The sequence below is a fragment of the Kluyvera sp. CRP genome (assembly GCF_019930565.1).
GTDB classification, from domain to species: Bacteria; Pseudomonadota; Gammaproteobacteria; order Enterobacterales; family Enterobacteriaceae; genus Kluyvera; species Kluyvera georgiana_A.
Window position 1 is genome coordinate 1,095,371 of the sequence record NZ_CP082841.1, and the last position, 15,108, is coordinate 1,110,478.

The 15,108-nt window shown below is 53.5% G+C and carries 14 protein-coding genes; 12 read left to right on the plus strand and 2 right to left on the minus strand.

Annotation, left to right across the window (positions count from 1 at the left end; translation table 11 throughout):
• Positions 1-163: 163 nt before the first annotated feature.
• Positions 164-2,032 (minus strand): low affinity potassium transporter Kup, encoded by a 1,869-nt coding sequence (gene kup, locus K7B04_RS05080; protein WP_163449487.1) that lies wholly within the window; start codon positions 2,030-2,032, stop codon positions 164-166.
• A gap of 219 nt (positions 2,033-2,251) precedes the next feature.
• Here kup and ravA point away from each other — a divergent pair, with 219 nt between their 5' ends.
• Both ravA and viaA read left to right on the plus strand, forming a co-directional pair.
• On the plus strand, positions 2,252-3,748 hold the full coding sequence (gene ravA / locus K7B04_RS05085) for an ATPase RavA (RefSeq protein ID WP_064540571.1): 1,497 nt from the start codon (positions 2,252-2,254) through the stop codon (positions 3,746-3,748).
• Entirely contained in the window at positions 3,748-5,199 is a 1,452-nt protein-coding gene (gene viaA / locus K7B04_RS05090) for an ATPase RavA stimulator ViaA (protein WP_163449486.1), read from the plus strand. The genes ravA and viaA overlap by 1 nt, the downstream gene beginning before the upstream one ends.
• Before the next feature lie 6 nt (positions 5,200-5,205).
• Here viaA and asnA read toward each other — a convergent pair whose 3' ends face one another.
• Positions 5,206-6,198 (minus strand): aspartate--ammonia ligase, encoded by a 993-nt coding sequence (gene asnA / locus K7B04_RS05095; protein WP_065357333.1) that lies wholly within the window; start codon positions 6,196-6,198, stop codon positions 5,206-5,208.
• A gap of 151 nt (positions 6,199-6,349) precedes the next feature.
• Here asnA and asnC point away from each other — a divergent pair, with 151 nt between their 5' ends.
• From asnC to atpA, 10 genes are all read left to right on the plus strand, one after another.
• The gene (gene asnC / locus K7B04_RS05100) at positions 6,350-6,808 is read left to right on the plus strand and encodes a transcriptional regulator AsnC (protein ID WP_035893632.1); all 459 of its coding nucleotides are present in this window, start codon (positions 6,350-6,352) and stop codon (positions 6,806-6,808) included.
• 88 nt (positions 6,809-6,896) lie between these two features.
• Complete coding sequence (gene mioC, locus K7B04_RS05105; protein ID WP_163449343.1) at positions 6,897-7,346, plus strand: FMN-binding protein MioC; 450 nt, start codon at positions 6,897-6,899, stop codon at positions 7,344-7,346.
• Between the two features lie 372 nt (positions 7,347-7,718).
• On the plus strand, positions 7,719-9,608 hold the full coding sequence (gene mnmG, locus K7B04_RS05110) for a tRNA uridine-5-carboxymethylaminomethyl(34) synthesis enzyme MnmG (protein ID WP_163449342.1): 1,890 nt from the start codon (positions 7,719-7,721) through the stop codon (positions 9,606-9,608).
• A gap of 109 nt (positions 9,609-9,717) precedes the next feature.
• Entirely contained in the window at positions 9,718-10,341 is a 624-nt protein-coding gene (gene rsmG, locus K7B04_RS05115) for a 16S rRNA (guanine(527)-N(7))-methyltransferase RsmG (protein WP_163449341.1), read from the plus strand.
• A gap of 612 nt (positions 10,342-10,953) precedes the next feature.
• Complete coding sequence (gene atpI / locus K7B04_RS05120; protein WP_223803608.1) at positions 10,954-11,334, plus strand: F0F1 ATP synthase subunit I; 381 nt, start codon at positions 10,954-10,956, stop codon at positions 11,332-11,334.
• Between the two features lie 8 nt (positions 11,335-11,342).
• Positions 11,343-12,158 (plus strand): F0F1 ATP synthase subunit A, encoded by an 816-nt coding sequence (gene atpB / locus K7B04_RS05125; RefSeq protein ID WP_005121454.1) that lies wholly within the window; start codon positions 11,343-11,345, stop codon positions 12,156-12,158.
• A 46-nt stretch (positions 12,159-12,204) separates the two neighbouring features.
• Positions 12,205-12,444: a F0F1 ATP synthase subunit C gene (gene atpE / locus K7B04_RS05130; RefSeq protein WP_000429386.1), complete on the plus strand. Its 240-nt coding sequence runs from the start codon at positions 12,205-12,207 to the stop codon at positions 12,442-12,444.
• Between the two features lie 65 nt (positions 12,445-12,509).
• Positions 12,510-12,980, plus strand: a complete 471-nt coding sequence (atpF, locus tag K7B04_RS05135) for a F0F1 ATP synthase subunit B (protein WP_064540589.1) — start codon at positions 12,510-12,512, stop codon at positions 12,978-12,980.
• A 14-nt stretch (positions 12,981-12,994) separates the two neighbouring features.
• A complete protein-coding gene (gene atpH, locus K7B04_RS05140; protein ID WP_064540592.1) occupies positions 12,995-13,528 on the plus strand; it encodes a F0F1 ATP synthase subunit delta in 534 nt (177 codons plus the stop codon).
• Positions 13,529-13,540: 12 nt separating this feature from the next.
• A complete protein-coding gene (gene atpA, locus K7B04_RS05145) occupies positions 13,541-15,082 on the plus strand; it encodes a F0F1 ATP synthase subunit alpha (protein WP_064540595.1) in 1,542 nt (513 codons plus the stop codon).
• Positions 15,083-15,108: the final 26 nt, after the last annotated feature.

Consider the following 15,108-nt stretch of genomic DNA (forward strand, 5'->3'; position numbering starts at 1 on the left):
GCTCCACTAGCGAAACGTTTCGCTGTCATAAGTGTAGTCTGAAGAACGCGCAGAAAACCATCACCAGGTTATAGAAATGTGATCGCCATCGAAACGTTTCGCGAACAGAGAAGAGGGGATAAAAAAACGCCCTCCGTCAAAATGAGGGAGGGCGTTGATGGCGTTAGATTTCGACCTGGGTGCCCAGCTCGATAACGCGGTTTGGCGGGATCTCGAACTGGTCCGGCGCGCGCAGCGCGTTACGCTGCAGCAGCAGATACAGCTTGCCGCGCAGGCGTAGATACCATGGCCGTTTGCCGACGATCAGCGACTCATGCGACATAAAGAACGACGTCTCCATCATCCGGCAGCTTAAACCTTCCAGACCGCAGCGGTGGAACACCTCTTCCACGTTCGGGGTTTCACGCCAACCGTAGCTGGCCACCACGCGCCAGAAGGTTGGCGACAGCTGCTCAATCTGCACGCGACGCACATTATGCACATACGGCGCATCTTCGGTACGCAGCGTCAGCAGAATGACGCGCTCATGCAGCACCTTGTTGTGCTTGAGGTTATGCAGCATGGCAAACGGAATGACGTTCAGCGCGCGCGACATATAGACCGCGGTGCCCGGCACGCGTACCGGCGGCGATTTCTCCAGCGAGGCGATCATCGCTTCCAGAGAGTTACCGTGTTCATGCATCCGGCGCAGCAGGCGGAAACGCTCGCTTTTCCAGGTGGTCATGATGGTGAGCATGATCAGCGCCAGCGTCAGCGGCAGCCAACCACCGGAGACAATCTTATCCAGGTTTGCCGAGAACAGCGGAATGTCGATGCACATAAACGCCACAAACAGCAGCGCAACCAGGAACTTATTCCAGTGCCAGTTTTTACGCGCCACCGTGGTGAACAGAATGGTCGTCAGGACCATCGTCCCGGTAACCGCAATCCCGTATGCCGCCGCCAGATTTGAGGAGTGCTCGAAGCTGACAATCACAATAACCACGGAGATATACAGCAGCCAGTTGATGAACGGGATATAGATCTGCCCCGATTCCATCTCTGAGGTATGAATAATGCGCATCGGCGACAGATACCCCAGACGCACGGCCTGGCGCGTCAGCGAGAAGACGCCGGAGATCACCGCCTGAGAGGCGATGACCGTCGCCAGAGCAGCGATAATCAGCATCGGAATCAACGCCCATTCGGGCGCCAGCAGGAAGAACGGGTTCTTAATCGCTTCCGGATGCTTGAGCAGCAACGCGCCCTGACCAAAGTAGTTCAGCACCAGTGACGGCAGCACCACCGAGAACCAGGCCAGGCGAATCGGCAGCTTCCCAAAGTGCCCCATATCGGCATACAGCGCTTCCACGCCGGTAATCGACAGCACCACCGCGCCCAATGCAATAAAGGAGACGGTTTTGTATTGCAGGAAGAAATTGACCGCCCAATAAGGGTTCAACGCCTGCAACACTTCCGGGTTAGCGATAATGCTGCGCGCGCCGAGGCCTGCCAGCAGCAGGAACCAGATGAGCATAATCGGCGCAAACAGTTTACCGACCATGCTGGTACCGTGCTTCTGAATCGCAAACAGCAGCGTCAAAACAATAATGGAGATGGGAACCACCCAGGTATCAAGCTGGGGGGCGATGATTTCCAGACCTTCTATCGCCGACATCACCGAAATCGCCGGCGTGATGACCACTTCACCATAGAAGAAGCTGCCGCCAATCAGCCCGAGAATCACCAGTACAGAAGTCATGCGCGCGGACGTATTACGCCCCGCCAGAGACATCAGCGTCAGTATCCCCCCTTCGCCGGCGTTGTCCGCCCGCATCACGAAGGTGATGTATTTGAGAGATACCGTTAACAGCAATAGCCAGAAGATTAATGACAGAAAGCCAAAAACCGCGTCACGTTCAACGCCAAAACCGAACTGGCCAGATAAACATTCACGAAGCGTATAAAGAGGGCTGGTACCAATATCGCCGTATACCACGCCAATTGCAGCGAGTGTAATCGCTGATAAAGATTGTTTATTATCAGTGCTCATAGACTAGTCTTTCGTTTATGAAACAAATGTGTGCCTAGTCCCTTGGCCCACGAAAAGCGCACAGTATGCACGATTAGCGTCAAAATCGTACCCCTTAATCACGTCATATTAACCTGCCTCAAGAAATTGCGAGGTACTATTCAGGCTATTCACCTAAAGACTTAAACGTCTATACTCAGCCAGTTAGCTGATTAAACGGCGAAAGGACGCAAGTTAATTATGGCCCAACCACATTTATTAGCAGAAAGAATTTCGCGGCTGAGCAGCGCGCTGGAGAAAGGGCTATTTGAACGTAGTCACGCTATTCGCCTCTGCCTGCTGGCAGCCCTGAGCGGCGAAAGTGTCTTTTTACTTGGTCCACCGGGGATCGCGAAAAGCCTGATTGCCCGCCGCCTGAAGTTCGCCTTCCAGCACGCCCGCGCGTTCGAATATCTGATGACCCGTTTCTCTACGCCGGAAGAGGTCTTTGGGCCGCTCTCTATTCAGGCGTTAAAAGATGAAGGCCGCTATGAGCGCCTGACTGCCGGCTATCTACCTGAGGCTGAGATCGTCTTCCTTGATGAAATCTGGAAAGCGGGCCCGGCCATCCTGAACACCTTGCTGACCGCCATCAACGAACGTCACTTCCGCAACGGCGCCAGCGTGGAAAAGATTCCCATGCGCCTGCTGGTCACCGCCTCGAATGAATTGCCGGAAGCCGAAAGCAGTCTCGAAGCATTGTACGACCGCATGCTGATTCGCCTGTGGCTCGATAAAGTGCAGGATAAGGGCAATTTCCGCTCGATGCTGATTAGCCAGCAGGATGAAAACGACAACCCGATTCCGGCCAATCTGCAGGTTACCGACGAAGAGTACTTCCAGTGGCAGAAAGATATCGGCAACGTGAAGCTGCCGGATGCGGTGTTTGAACTGATTTTTACCCTGCGCCAACAGCTGGATAATCTACCAAATGCGCCTTACGTTTCCGATCGTCGCTGGAAAAAGGCGATCCGTCTGCTGCAAGCCTGCGCTTTCTTCAGCGGCCGCGACACGATCGCGCCTATCGATCTGATCCTGCTAAAAGAGTGCCTGTGGCACGATGCGGAAAGCCGAAATCTTCTTCAACAACAAATAGATATTTTGATGACCGGGCATGCATGGCAGCAGCAGGCCATGCTCAACAAGCTGGGCGCCATCACCCAGCAGCGCCTGCAAATTCAGCAGCAACAAAGCGACAAAACCGCGCTGAAAGTCACCCGTCTGGGCGGCATGTTTAGCCGCAAACCGCATTATGAGCTGCCGCCGGAGATTCAAACGCCAACGGTGACCCTGCTGCTCCAGCAGCCGCTCAAGCTGCACGATATTGAGGTCATTCACATTACTTTCGAGCGCCAGGCGCTGGAAAACTGGCTGGAGAAGGGCGGCGAGATTCGCGGTAAGCTCAACGGTATCGGTTTTGCGCTGACGTTAAATATGGAAGTGGATGCAGCACAGCATCTGGTCGTGCGCGACATCAGCCTTCAGGGTACCCGTCTGTCCCTGCCGGGTTCGGGCTCAGCAGAAAGTATGCCGACCGAGATCCGCCAGCAGCTGCTCGCCTTAGATGAAGAGTGGCACCAGCAGCATAACCGCTTTAGCGAGCAGCAAAAATGTCTGTTCATTCATGACGAATGGCTGGGACGTATCGAAGCCAGCCTTCAGGACGTGGCCGCACAAATTAAGCAGGCGCAGAGTTAATGCTGACCATCGATACGCTCAACGTCATGCTGGCGGTCGGCGAAGAGGGGATGATCGAAGAGATGATCATCGCCCTGCTGGCTTCCCCGCAGTTGGCCGTGTTCTTTGAAAAATTTCCACGCCTGAAAAGCGCCATTACCGACGATCTTCCCCGCTGGCGCGAAACCTTTAGAAACCGACTCAAAGGCGCCCCGGTGCCACACGAGCTGGAAGAGGAGGTCATCTGCTATCAGCAGAGCCAGATACTCTCCACCAGCCAGTTTATCGTTCAACTGCCGCAGATTCTGGCGCTACTCACTCGCGTCCAGTCGCCTTTTGCCGCTCAGGCTCAGCAGCTGGCGGCAAATAACGCCACTTTTACCCCTGCGCTACACACCCTTTTCCTGCAACGCTGGCGCTTAAGCCTGGTGGTTCAGGTCACCTCCCTCAATCAGCAACTGCTGGAAGAAGAGCGTGAACAGTTATTGAGCGAAGTACAGGAACGAATGACGTTAAGCGGTCAGTTGGATCCGGTGCTGGTGGAAAACGATAGCGCCGGTGGGCGGCTGTGGGATATGAGCGCCGGACAGCTTAAGCGCGGCGACTATCAGCTGATTGTGAAATACGGTGAGTTTCTCAGCCAGCAGCCGGAGCTGCTGCGCCTGGCCGAGCAGTTGGGCCGTTCGCGCGAGGCCAAATCAGTGCCGAAGAAAGATTCCCCCATGGAGACTTTCCGTTCGCTGGTGCGCGAGCCCTCCACCGTGCCCGAGCAGGTTGATGGTATCCAGCAAAGCGACGATATTCTGCGTTTATTGCCGCCGGAGCTGGCAACGCTTGGCATCACCGAGCTGGAATATGAGTTTTACCGGCGGCTGGTGGAGAAACAGCTGCTAACCTACCGTCTACACGGCGACGCCTGGCGCGAGAAGGTGACCGAGCGTCCGGTCGTACATCAGGACGTTGATGAACAGCCGCGCGGGCCGTTTATTGTCTGCGTGGATACGTCCGGCTCGATGGGCGGCTTCAACGAGCAGTGCGCCAAAGCGTTCTGCCTCGCGCTGATGCGCGTGGCGCTGGCGGATAACCGTCGCTGCTACATTATGCTGTTCTCCAGCGAAGTGGTGCGCTACGAGTTAACCGGGCGTCAGGGGCTGGAGCAGGCGATCCGCTTTTTAAGCCAGCGTTTTCGCGGCGGTACCGATATGGCCAGCTGCTTCCGCGCCATTATCGAGCATCTGCAAAACCCGCAGTGGCAGGATGCCGACGCGGTGGTGATTTCCGATTTTATCGCCCAGCGGCTACCGGATGAGGTGGTCAAAAAGGTGGGGGATCTTCAGCATAAACATCAGCATCGTTTTCACGCGGTGGCGATGTCCGCTCATGGCAAACCCGGGATCATGCGCATTTTCGATCATATCTGGCGCTTTGATACCGGGTTAAGAAGCCGCCTGCTGAGGCGCTGGCGGCGTTAGATTGGGTTACAGCAGAGCGGAGACGCTTTCACGTACCTGAGCCGGCCATACGCCGCACTGTACCTGGCCGATATGGGGCAGTTGCAGCAACAGCATCGTCAGACGAGACTGACCAATACCGCCGCCGATAGTCTGCGGCATTTCACCACGCAGCAGCGCCTGGTGCCACTCCAGCTGTAAACGATCTTCGTCGCCGGTGATCTGCAGCTGATGTTTCAGCGCTTTCGCATCCACGCGGATCCCCATAGAAGAGAGTTCAAACGCGTCTTCCAGCACCGGGTTCCACACCAGAATATCACCGTTCAACCCCGTCAGGCCGGAGGCGGTCTGGGTGCTCCAGTCGTCATAGTCCGGGGCGCGTACATCGTGGCGCTGACCGTCGGAGAGTTTACCGCCGATGCCAATCAGGAACACCGCCCCCAGCTCTTTAGCGATGGCGCGCTCACGGCCTTTTGCATCAAGGCCCGGATAGCGGCTCAGCAGCGTTTCACTGTGCACAAAGTGAATTTGTTCTGGCAGGAACGGTGTCAGCCCAAACTCTTTGCTTACAGCAGCTTCGGTTTCTTTAATGCCCGCCCAAATCGCCTTTACGGTACTTTCCAGCGTGCCGGCGTGGCGTTCGTCATCCCCCATCACACGTTCCCAGTCCCACTGGTCAACGTAAACGGAGTGAATCGGAGAGAGTCGGTCTTCATCGGGGCGAAGGGCCTTCATATGCGTGTACAGCCCTTCGCCCGCGCTGAAGTCGTGTTGTCCCAGGGTTTGACGCTTCCACTTCGCAAGGGAATGAACCACTTCGAACTGGGCATCTGGCAGTGTTTTCACTTTCACCTGAACCGCCTTCTCGCAACCAGACAGGTTGTCCTGTGTCCCATCCCCCACGCGGCTTAAGATCGGCGCCTGGACTTCTACGAGCCCTAGCTTCTCTTCCAGCTGACGGGAAAAATAGGATTTAACGAAACTGATCTGGCGTTGTTTTGCGATGTATGCGGTTTTCATTATTTTTACTCCTGCGTCCTGTTGCAATTGATTAAGCAACAAAACAGGCCCGCAATTCAATAATCAAACAACAAAAAGCCTTATCGACTTTTGATTCATTAAAAATAAAGGCTAAAATAGAGGTAATCATTAATCTTCATAAGAAAAACCTATGGAAAATTATCAGATCGACAATCTGGACCGCGGCATTCTTGAGGCCCTGATGGCCAACGCCCGTACCGCCTACGCGGAACTGGCTAAGCAGTTCGCCGTCAGCCCGGGCACCATCCACGTTCGCGTAGAGAAGATGAAACAGGCCGGGATCATTACCGGCGCGCACGTCGACGTCAGCCCCAAACAATTAGGTTATGACGTGGGCTGCTTTATCGGCATTATTCTCAAGAGCGCGAAAGACTATCCGTCGGCGCTGGCACGGCTGGAAAGCCTGGATGAAGTGACCGAGGCGTACTACACCACCGGGCACTACAGCATCTTTATTAAGGTGATGTGCAAATCGATCGACGCCCTCCAACAGGTACTTATCAACAAGATCCAAACAATTGATGAAATTCAGTCCACCGAAACGCTGATCGTCCTGCAGAACCCGATCATGCGTACCATCAAGCCGTGATCGCTTTTTTTAATCCCACATTTTTCCACAGGTAGATCCCAGCTCGCTCACAGCGTACAATGCGCCTTCTTTATAACGGTGGGCGAGCATGGCAGACATCACTCTAATCAGCGGCAGCACGCTTGGCAGTGCTGAATATGTTGCGGAACATCTGGCGGAAAAGCTGGACGACGCTGGTTTTTCCAGCGAAATGCTGCATGGCCCGATGCTGGATGAGGTTCCTGCTGAGGGGATCTGGCTGGTGATCAGCTCTACACACGGTGCGGGCGATATTCCTGACAACCTGCTTCCTTTATATGAAGCATTATGCGAGCAGAAACCGGATCTCTCCCGCGTTCGCTTCGGTGCCGTTGGTATCGGTAGCCGTGAATACGACACGTTTTGCGGTGCGATCGACAAACTGGAAGCTGAACTGAAGGCTTGTGGCGCAAAACAGGTTGGTGAAACGCTGCGGATCAACGTCCTTGAACATGAGATACCGGAAGATCCGGCTGAAATTTGGCTGGGATCATGGCATCCATTGCTCAGAGATTTGTAAAGATCGTACTTTTTTATGTGGGTAACTCTGGTTAAAAGCTTGGATTAACCGGTAGTTATCCAAAGAATAACCGTTGGCTAGTTTTTGAGTTGTGTATAACCCTTCACTTTGATCCCAGCTTATACGGACCAGGATCACCGATCATTCACAGATAATGATCCGTCTTAAACGGTTGATCTTAATGCCCGGATCGTACTTATCCACAAAGGTTGGCGATCCTAATAAGAGATCACAATAGAACAGATCTCTAAATAAAAAGATCTTCTTTTTAATACCCAGGATCCAGACGCTTTCTCCATCGACTAAAGTTGAGTAGAATCCACGCCCGGACTTCAATCCATTTAAAAACCGCAGTACGCGAGGCAAACCACCATGTTTTATCAGGATCCTTTTGACGTCATCATCATTGGCGGGGGTCATGCAGGCACTGAGGCCGCGATGGCCGCAGCGCGAATGGGTCAGCAGACCCTGCTTTTGACACACAATATCGACACTCTGGGGCAGATGAGCTGCAACCCGGCGATTGGCGGCATTGGGAAGGGACACCTGGTAAAAGAAGTGGATGCGCTCGGCGGCCTGATGGCAACGGCGATCGACCACGCCGGCATTCAGTTTAGGATACTAAACGCCAGTAAAGGCCCGGCCGTTCGCGCCACTCGCGCTCAGGCGGATCGCGTGCTCTACCGTCAGGCGGTCCGTACTGCACTGGAGAACCAGCCTAACCTGATGATCTTCCAGCAGGCGGTTGAAGATCTGATTGTCGAAAACGATCGTGTTGTTGGCGCTGTCACCCAGATGGGCCTCAAATTCCGTGCAAAAGCGGTCGTGCTGACCGTCGGGACCTTCCTGGACGGCAAAATCCATATTGGCCTGGATAACTACAGCGGTGGCCGCGCAGGCGATCCGCCATCTATCCCGCTGTCCCGTCGCCTGCGCGAACTGCCGCTGCGCGTCAGCCGCCTGAAAACCGGGACGCCGCCGCGAATTGACGCGCGCACCATCGATTTCAGCGTATTGGCTCAGCAAAACAGTGATGACCCAATGCCGGTCTTCTCGTTCCTTGGCGAAGTGTCTCAGCACCCGCGCCAGATGCCGTGCTACGTCACGCATACCAACGAGAAAACCCATGACGTGATCCGTAATAACCTCGATCGTAGCCCGATGTATGCTGGCGTGATCGAAGGCATCGGCCCGCGCTACTGTCCGTCGATCGAAGACAAAGTCATGCGCTTTGCCGATCGTAACCAGCACCAGATCTTCCTGGAGCCGGAAGGGCTAACCTCCAACGAAATTTACCCGAACGGTATCTCCACCAGCCTGCCGTTTGACGTGCAGATGCAGATCGTCCGCTCGATGCAGGGGATGGAAAACGCGAAAATCGTCCGTCCAGGCTATGCTATTGAGTACGATTTCTTCGACCCGCGCGACCTGAAACCGACGCTGGAAAGCAAATTTATCCACGGTCTGTTCTTTGCTGGCCAGATCAACGGCACCACCGGCTACGAAGAAGCCGCGGCACAGGGGCTGCTGGCGGGTCTGAACGCCGCACGGTTGTCCGCCGATAAAGACGGCTGGGCGCCGCGTCGCGATCAGGCTTATCTCGGCGTGCTGGTGGACGATCTCTGTACGCTGGGGACAAAAGAACCGTACCGCATGTTCACCTCCCGCGCCGAATATCGTTTGATGCTGCGTGAAGACAACGCCGATCTGCGCTTGACCGAAATCGGTCGCGAGTTGGGGATGGTGGATGACGTTCGTTGGGCGCGTTTCAACGAGAAGCTGGAAAACATCGAGCGCGAGCGCCAGCGTCTGAAGTCGACCTGGGTAACGCCATCGGCGGAATCAGCAGCCGAAGTGAACGCTCACCTGACTGCACCGCTGTCTCGCGAAGCCAACGGTGAAGATCTGCTGCGTCGTCCGGAAATGACCTACGAGCAGCTGACCTCCCTGACGCCGTTCTCTCCTGCGCTGAAAGACGCTCAGGCGGCAGAGCAGGTGGAAATCCAGGTGAAATACGAAGGTTACATCGCGCGTCAGCAGGATGAGATCGAAAAACAACAGCGCAATGAAAACACGCTGCTGCCGGCCACCCTCGACTATCGTCAGGTGAACGGACTGTCGAACGAAGTCATTGCCAAGCTCAACGATCACAAACCGGTTTCGATCGGCCAGGCATCGCGTATCTCCGGGATCACCCCGGCGGCGATCTCGATTCTGCTGGTATGGCTGAAAAAACAAGGTCTGCTGCGCCGCAGCGCCTGATTACCGCCCCGGCGGCTCTTCCGGCGAGCATCTTACGCTCGCCCACTTGATTCATCGGCCCGGTACGCGTCATGCTACCGGGCAGTTATTTTCTGATAGGGTCATCAACGTGCTCAACAAACTTTCTCGTCTGCTGGATGAAGCAGGTATTTCGCTCACCGATCACCAGAAAAATCAGCTTGTTGGCTATGTCGATATGCTGCACAAGTGGAACAAAGCGTACAACCTGACGTCGGTACGCGATCCAAACGAGATGCTGGTGCGCCACATCCTCGACAGCATCGTGGTGGCGCCGTCGCTGAAAGGTGAACGCTTTATTGATGTCGGCACCGGGCCGGGCCTGCCGGGAATACCGCTGTCTATCGTTCTTCCGGATGCGCACTTTACGCTTCTCGATAGTCTGGGCAAGCGCGTTCGCTTCCTGCGCCAGGTTCAGCATGAGCTTGCGCTGACTAACATCACGCCGGTGCAGAGTCGTGTTGAAGAGTTTCCGGCCGAGCCGCCGTTTGATGGCGTTATCAGCCGCGCCTTCGCCTCGCTGAACGATATGGTGAGCTGGTGCCATCACCTGCCGGGTGAAGAAGGTCGTTTTTATGCACTTAAAGGCCAGTTGCCTGAAGATGAGATTACGCAGCTTCCGCCGCAGTTCAGCGTCGAATCCATTGTTGAATTGCGGGTTCCTCAGCTGGAAGGGGAGCGTCATTTGGTGATTATTGCACCAAAGAAAATTTAATAATTATCAAAAAAAGTAGAAAAAAATGCGGTCTCTGGTGTTAACAAATTGGCGACACTACGCGCCAGTGACTCGCTTAATTTAACTCAAGTTTAACGTGTTTTTATCTTCTCAATAACCAAGCTTTTTTGTTAATGATGAAAATAGTAAACATGGAAAATATCAGCGTGCTATAAGTCATCACGTTAGCCATTTTGTCATGTTAATAAGTTATTATGAATGTCAATGAATGGTTTTTGTTCTGTTTCTACCTGTTTTTAAAAGAGTGCTCTGATTTCGTCTTAGATATCAAAACGATGAGATGTCATCTTTTGCTACGTTGATACAGATGATGAGCGCTAAAATGTTTAATATGTGATCTCGTGCACGCTTTGTAACCACTGTTTTAGCTGTATTTGCAGTTTTGTACGATCGTTCACACTTTGGCGAAAAGTGGAAAAATAGCGTGAATGAAAAATATTTAAATATTTATTCACGTTTTGGCTACTTATTGTTTGAAATCACGGGGCGTCACCGTATAATTTGACCGCTTTTTGATGCTTGACTCCGAGCTTTAAAGAACGTTTTATACGACACGCGGCATACCTCAAAGGGAGCAGGAGTAGAAACGTGATGTCTATGTCGCTCGTGAGTCGAAACGTTGCTCGTAAGCTTCTGTTCATTCAGCTTCTGGCAGTGATAGCAAGCGGATTGCTGTTCAGCCTAAAAGACCCCTTCTGGGGCATCTCCGCCGTGTGTGGAGGCCTGGCAGTGTTACTGCCTAATATGTTGTTTATGATTTTTGCCTGGCGTCACCAGGCGCATACACCCGCGAAGGGCAAAGTGGCCTGGACGTTCGCCTTCGGCGAAGCGTTTAAGGTGCTAGCGATGCTGGTGTTACTGATTGTGGCGCTGGCGGTTTTAAAGGCGGTATTCTTACCGCTGATCGTTACATGGATTTTGGTGCTAGTGGTTCAGATACTGGCACCCGCTGTAATTAACAACAAAGGGTAAAAGGCATCATGGCTTCTGAAAATATGACGCCGCAGGAATACATAGGGCACCACCTGAATAACCTTCAGCTGGACCTGCGTACTTTCTCGCTGGTAGATCCGCATAACCCCCCAGCCACCTTCTGGACGCTCAATATTGACTCCATGTTCTTCTCGGTGGTGCTGGGTCTGTTGTTCCTGCTTATGTTCCGTAGCGTTGCCAAAAAAGCGACCAGCGGCGTACCAGGTAAATTTCAGACCGCGATTGAGCTGGTAATCGGCTTCGTTCATGGCAGTGTCAAAGACATGTACCATGGCAAAAGCAAGGTTATCGCCCCGCTTGCCCTGACTATCTTCGTCTGGGTCTTCCTGATGAACCTGATGGACTTACTGCCTATCGACCTGCTGCCGTATATTGCTGAGCATATACTGGGCCTGCCGGCGCTGCGCGTGGTTCCGTCTGCGGACGTAAACATTACCCTGTCTATGGCTCTGGGCGTGTTTATCCTGATTCTGTTCTACAGCATCAAAATGAAAGGCATCGGTGGCTTCGCTAAAGAGCTGACACTGCAGCCGTTCAATCACTGGGCATTTATTCCTGTCAACTTAATCCTTGAAGGGGTAAGCCTGCTGTCCAAACCAGTATCTCTGGGTCTGCGACTGTTCGGCAACATGTATGCCGGTGAGCTGATTTTCATTCTGATTGCTGGCCTGCTGCCGTGGTGGTCACAGTGGATTCTGAATGTGCCTTGGGCCATTTTCCACATCCTGATCATTACGCTGCAAGCCTTCATCTTCATGGTTCTGACGATTGTCTATCTGTCGATGGCGTCTGAAGAGCATTAATTTACCAACACTACTACGTTTTAACTGAAACAAACTGGAGACTGTCATGGAAAACCTGAATATGGATCTGCTGTACATGGCTGCCGCTGTGATGATGGGTCTGGCGGCAATCGGTGCTGCGATCGGTATCGGCATCCTCGGGGGCAAATTCCTGGAAGGCGCAGCGCGTCAACCGGATCTGATTCCTCTGCTGCGTACTCAGTTCTTTATCGTTATGGGTCTGGTGGATGCTATCCCGATGATCGCTGTAGGTCTGGGTCTGTACGTGATGTTCGCTGTCGCGTAGTAAGCGTTGCTTTGAATTAAGTAAGAGCAATATCAGAACGTTAACTAGATAAGAGGCATTGTGCTGTGAATCTTAACGCAACAATCCTCGGCCAGGCCATCGCGTTTGTCCTGTTCGTTCTGTTCTGCATGAAATACGTATGGCCGCCGTTAATGGCTGCCATCGAAAAACGTCAAAAAGAGATTGCTGACGGTCTTTCTTCTGCAGAACGAGCTAAAAAGGATTTGGACCTTGCACAGGCCAATGCGACCGACCAGCTGAAAAAAGCAAAAGCGGAAGCCCAGGTTATCATCGAGCAGGCGAACAAACGTCGCTCCCAGATCCTGGACGAAGCCAAAGCTGAAGCAGAGCAGGAACGTACTAAAATCGTGGCACAGGCTCAGGCAGAAATCGACGCCGAGCGTAAACGTGCTCGCGAAGAACTGCGTAAGCAAGTCGCTATCCTGGCTGTTGCTGGCGCCGAGAAGATCATCGAACGTTCCGTGGATGAAGCTGCTAACAGCGACATCGTGGATAAACTTGTCGCTGAACTGTAAGGAGGGAGGGGCTGATGTCTGAATTTGTTACGGTAGCTCGCCCCTACGCCAAAGCAGCTTTTGACTTTGCCGTCGAACACAAAAGCGTAGATCGCTGGCAGGACATGCTGGCGTTTGCCGCCGAAGTGACGAAGAACGAACAAATGGCAGAGCTTCTGTCTGGCGCACTGGCGCCGGAAACGCTCTCTACGTCGTTTATCGCAGTATGCGGTGAGCAACTGGACGAAAACGGTCAGAACCTGATTAAGGTGATGGCTGAAAACGGTCGTCTTAAAGTGCTCCCTGATGTTCTTGAGCAGTTTGTACACCTGCGCGCCGCGAGTGAAGCTACCTCTGAGGTAGAAGTCATTTCCGCTAATGCGTTGAGTGAAGAGCAGCTCGCGAAAATCACCGCCGCGATGGAAAAGCGTCTGTCACGCAAAGTTAAGCTGAATTGCAAAATCGATAAGTCTGTAATGGCAGGCGTTATCATCCGTGCGGGTGATATGGTCATTGATGGCAGCGTACGCGGCCGTCTTGAACGCCTTGCAGACGTCTTGCAGTCTTAAGGGGACTGGAGCATGCAACTGAATTCCACCGAAATCAGCGAACTGATCAAGCAGCGCATTGCTCAGTTCAATGTTGTGAGTGAAGCTCACAACGAAGGTACTATTGTTTCTGTAAGTGACGGTGTTATCCGCATCCACGGCCTGGCCGATTGTATGCAGGGTGAGATGATTTCCCTGCCGGGTAACCGTTACGCTATCGCACTGAACCTGGAGCGCGACTCCGTTGGTGCTGTAGTTATGGGTCCGTACGCTGACCTTGCCGAAGGCATGACCGTCAAGTGTACTGGTCGTATCCTGGAAGTTCCGGTTGGCCGTGGCCTGCTGGGCCGTGTGGTTAACACTCTGGGTGCACCAATCGATGGTAAAGGCGCGCTGGACAACGACGGCTTCTCCGCCGTTGAAGCTATCGCACCGGGCGTAATCGAACGTCAGTCCGTCGATCAGCCGGTTCAGACCGGTTATAAATCCGTTGATGCCATGATCCCAATCGGTCGTGGTCAGCGTGAACTGATCATCGGCGACCGTCAGACCGGTAAAACCGCGCTGGCAATCGACGCCATCATCAACCAACGTGATTCCGGCATCAAGTGCGTCTACGTGGCTATCGGCCAGAAAGCGTCCACCATTTCTAACGTGGTACGTAAACTGGAAGAACACGGCGCGCTGGCTAACACCATCGTTGTTGTGGCAACCGCGTCTGAATCTGCTGCACTGCAATACCTGGCGCCGTATGCCGGTTGCGCAATGGGCGAATACTTCCGCGACCGCGGCGAAGATGCGCTGATCATTTATGATGACCTGTCTAAACAGGCTGTCGCATACCGTCAGATCTCCCTGCTGCTGCGCCGTCCACCAGGACGTGAAGCATTCCCGGGCGACGTATTCTATCTCCACTCTCGTCTGCTGGAGCGTGCTGCGCGTGTTAACGCCGAATACGTTGAAACCTTCACCAAAGGTGAAGTGAAAGGGAAAACCGGTTCTCTGACCGCGCTGCCGATTATCGAAACGCAGGCTGGTGACGTTTCCGCATTCGTTCCGACCAACGTAATTTCCATTACCGATGGTCAGATCTTCCTGGAAACCAACCTGTTCAACGCCGGTATTCGTCCTGCGGTTAACCCGGGTATCTCCGTATCCCGTGTTGGTGGTGCAGCTCAGACCAAGATCATGAAGAAACTGTCCGGTGGTATCCGTACCGCACTGGCACAGTATCGTGAACTGGCAGCATTCTCCCAGTTCGCATCTGACCTTGACGATGCAACCCGTAAGCAGCTGGACCACGGTCAGAAAGTAACTGAACTGCTGAAACAGAAACAGTATGCGCCGATGTCCGTCGCGCAGCAGTCTCTGGTTCTGTTCGCGGCAGAACGTGGTTATCTGGCGGATGTAGAACTGGCGAAAATCGGTAGCTTCGAAGCCGCTCTGCTGGCTTACGTCGACCGTGATCACGCTCCGTTGATGCAAGAGATCAACCAGTCCGGTGGCTATAACGACGAAATCGAAGGCAAGCTGAAAGGCATCCTCGATTCCTTCAAAGCAACCCAATCCTGGTAAAGTCTGACGGCCTGTCTTAGGGCAGG

Excerpts from the sequence above, each read along its gene's own strand:
- kup (WP_163449487.1), bottom strand. The coding sequence starts at position 2,032 with ATGAGCACTGATAATAAACAATCTTTATCAGCGATTACACTCGCTGCA.
- ravA (WP_064540571.1), top strand. The coding sequence starts at position 2,252 with ATGGCCCAACCACATTTATTAGCAGAAAGAATTTCGCGGCTGAGCAGC.
- viaA (WP_163449486.1), top strand. The coding sequence starts at position 3,748 with ATGCTGACCATCGATACGCTCAACGTCATGCTGGCGGTCGGCGAAGAG.
- asnA (WP_065357333.1), bottom strand. The coding sequence starts at position 6,198 with ATGAAAACCGCATACATCGCAAAACAACGCCAGATCAGTTTCGTTAAA.
- asnC (WP_035893632.1), top strand. The coding sequence starts at position 6,350 with ATGGAAAATTATCAGATCGACAATCTGGACCGCGGCATTCTTGAGGCC.
- mioC (WP_163449343.1), top strand. The coding sequence starts at position 6,897 with ATGGCAGACATCACTCTAATCAGCGGCAGCACGCTTGGCAGTGCTGAA.
- mnmG (WP_163449342.1), top strand. The coding sequence starts at position 7,719 with ATGTTTTATCAGGATCCTTTTGACGTCATCATCATTGGCGGGGGTCAT.
- atpI (WP_223803608.1), top strand. The coding sequence starts at position 10,954 with ATGTCTATGTCGCTCGTGAGTCGAAACGTTGCTCGTAAGCTTCTGTTC.
- atpB (WP_005121454.1), top strand. The coding sequence starts at position 11,343 with ATGGCTTCTGAAAATATGACGCCGCAGGAATACATAGGGCACCACCTG.
- atpE (WP_000429386.1), top strand. The coding sequence starts at position 12,205 with ATGGAAAACCTGAATATGGATCTGCTGTACATGGCTGCCGCTGTGATG.
- atpH (WP_064540592.1), top strand. The coding sequence starts at position 12,995 with ATGTCTGAATTTGTTACGGTAGCTCGCCCCTACGCCAAAGCAGCTTTT.
- atpA (WP_064540595.1), top strand. The coding sequence starts at position 13,541 with ATGCAACTGAATTCCACCGAAATCAGCGAACTGATCAAGCAGCGCATT.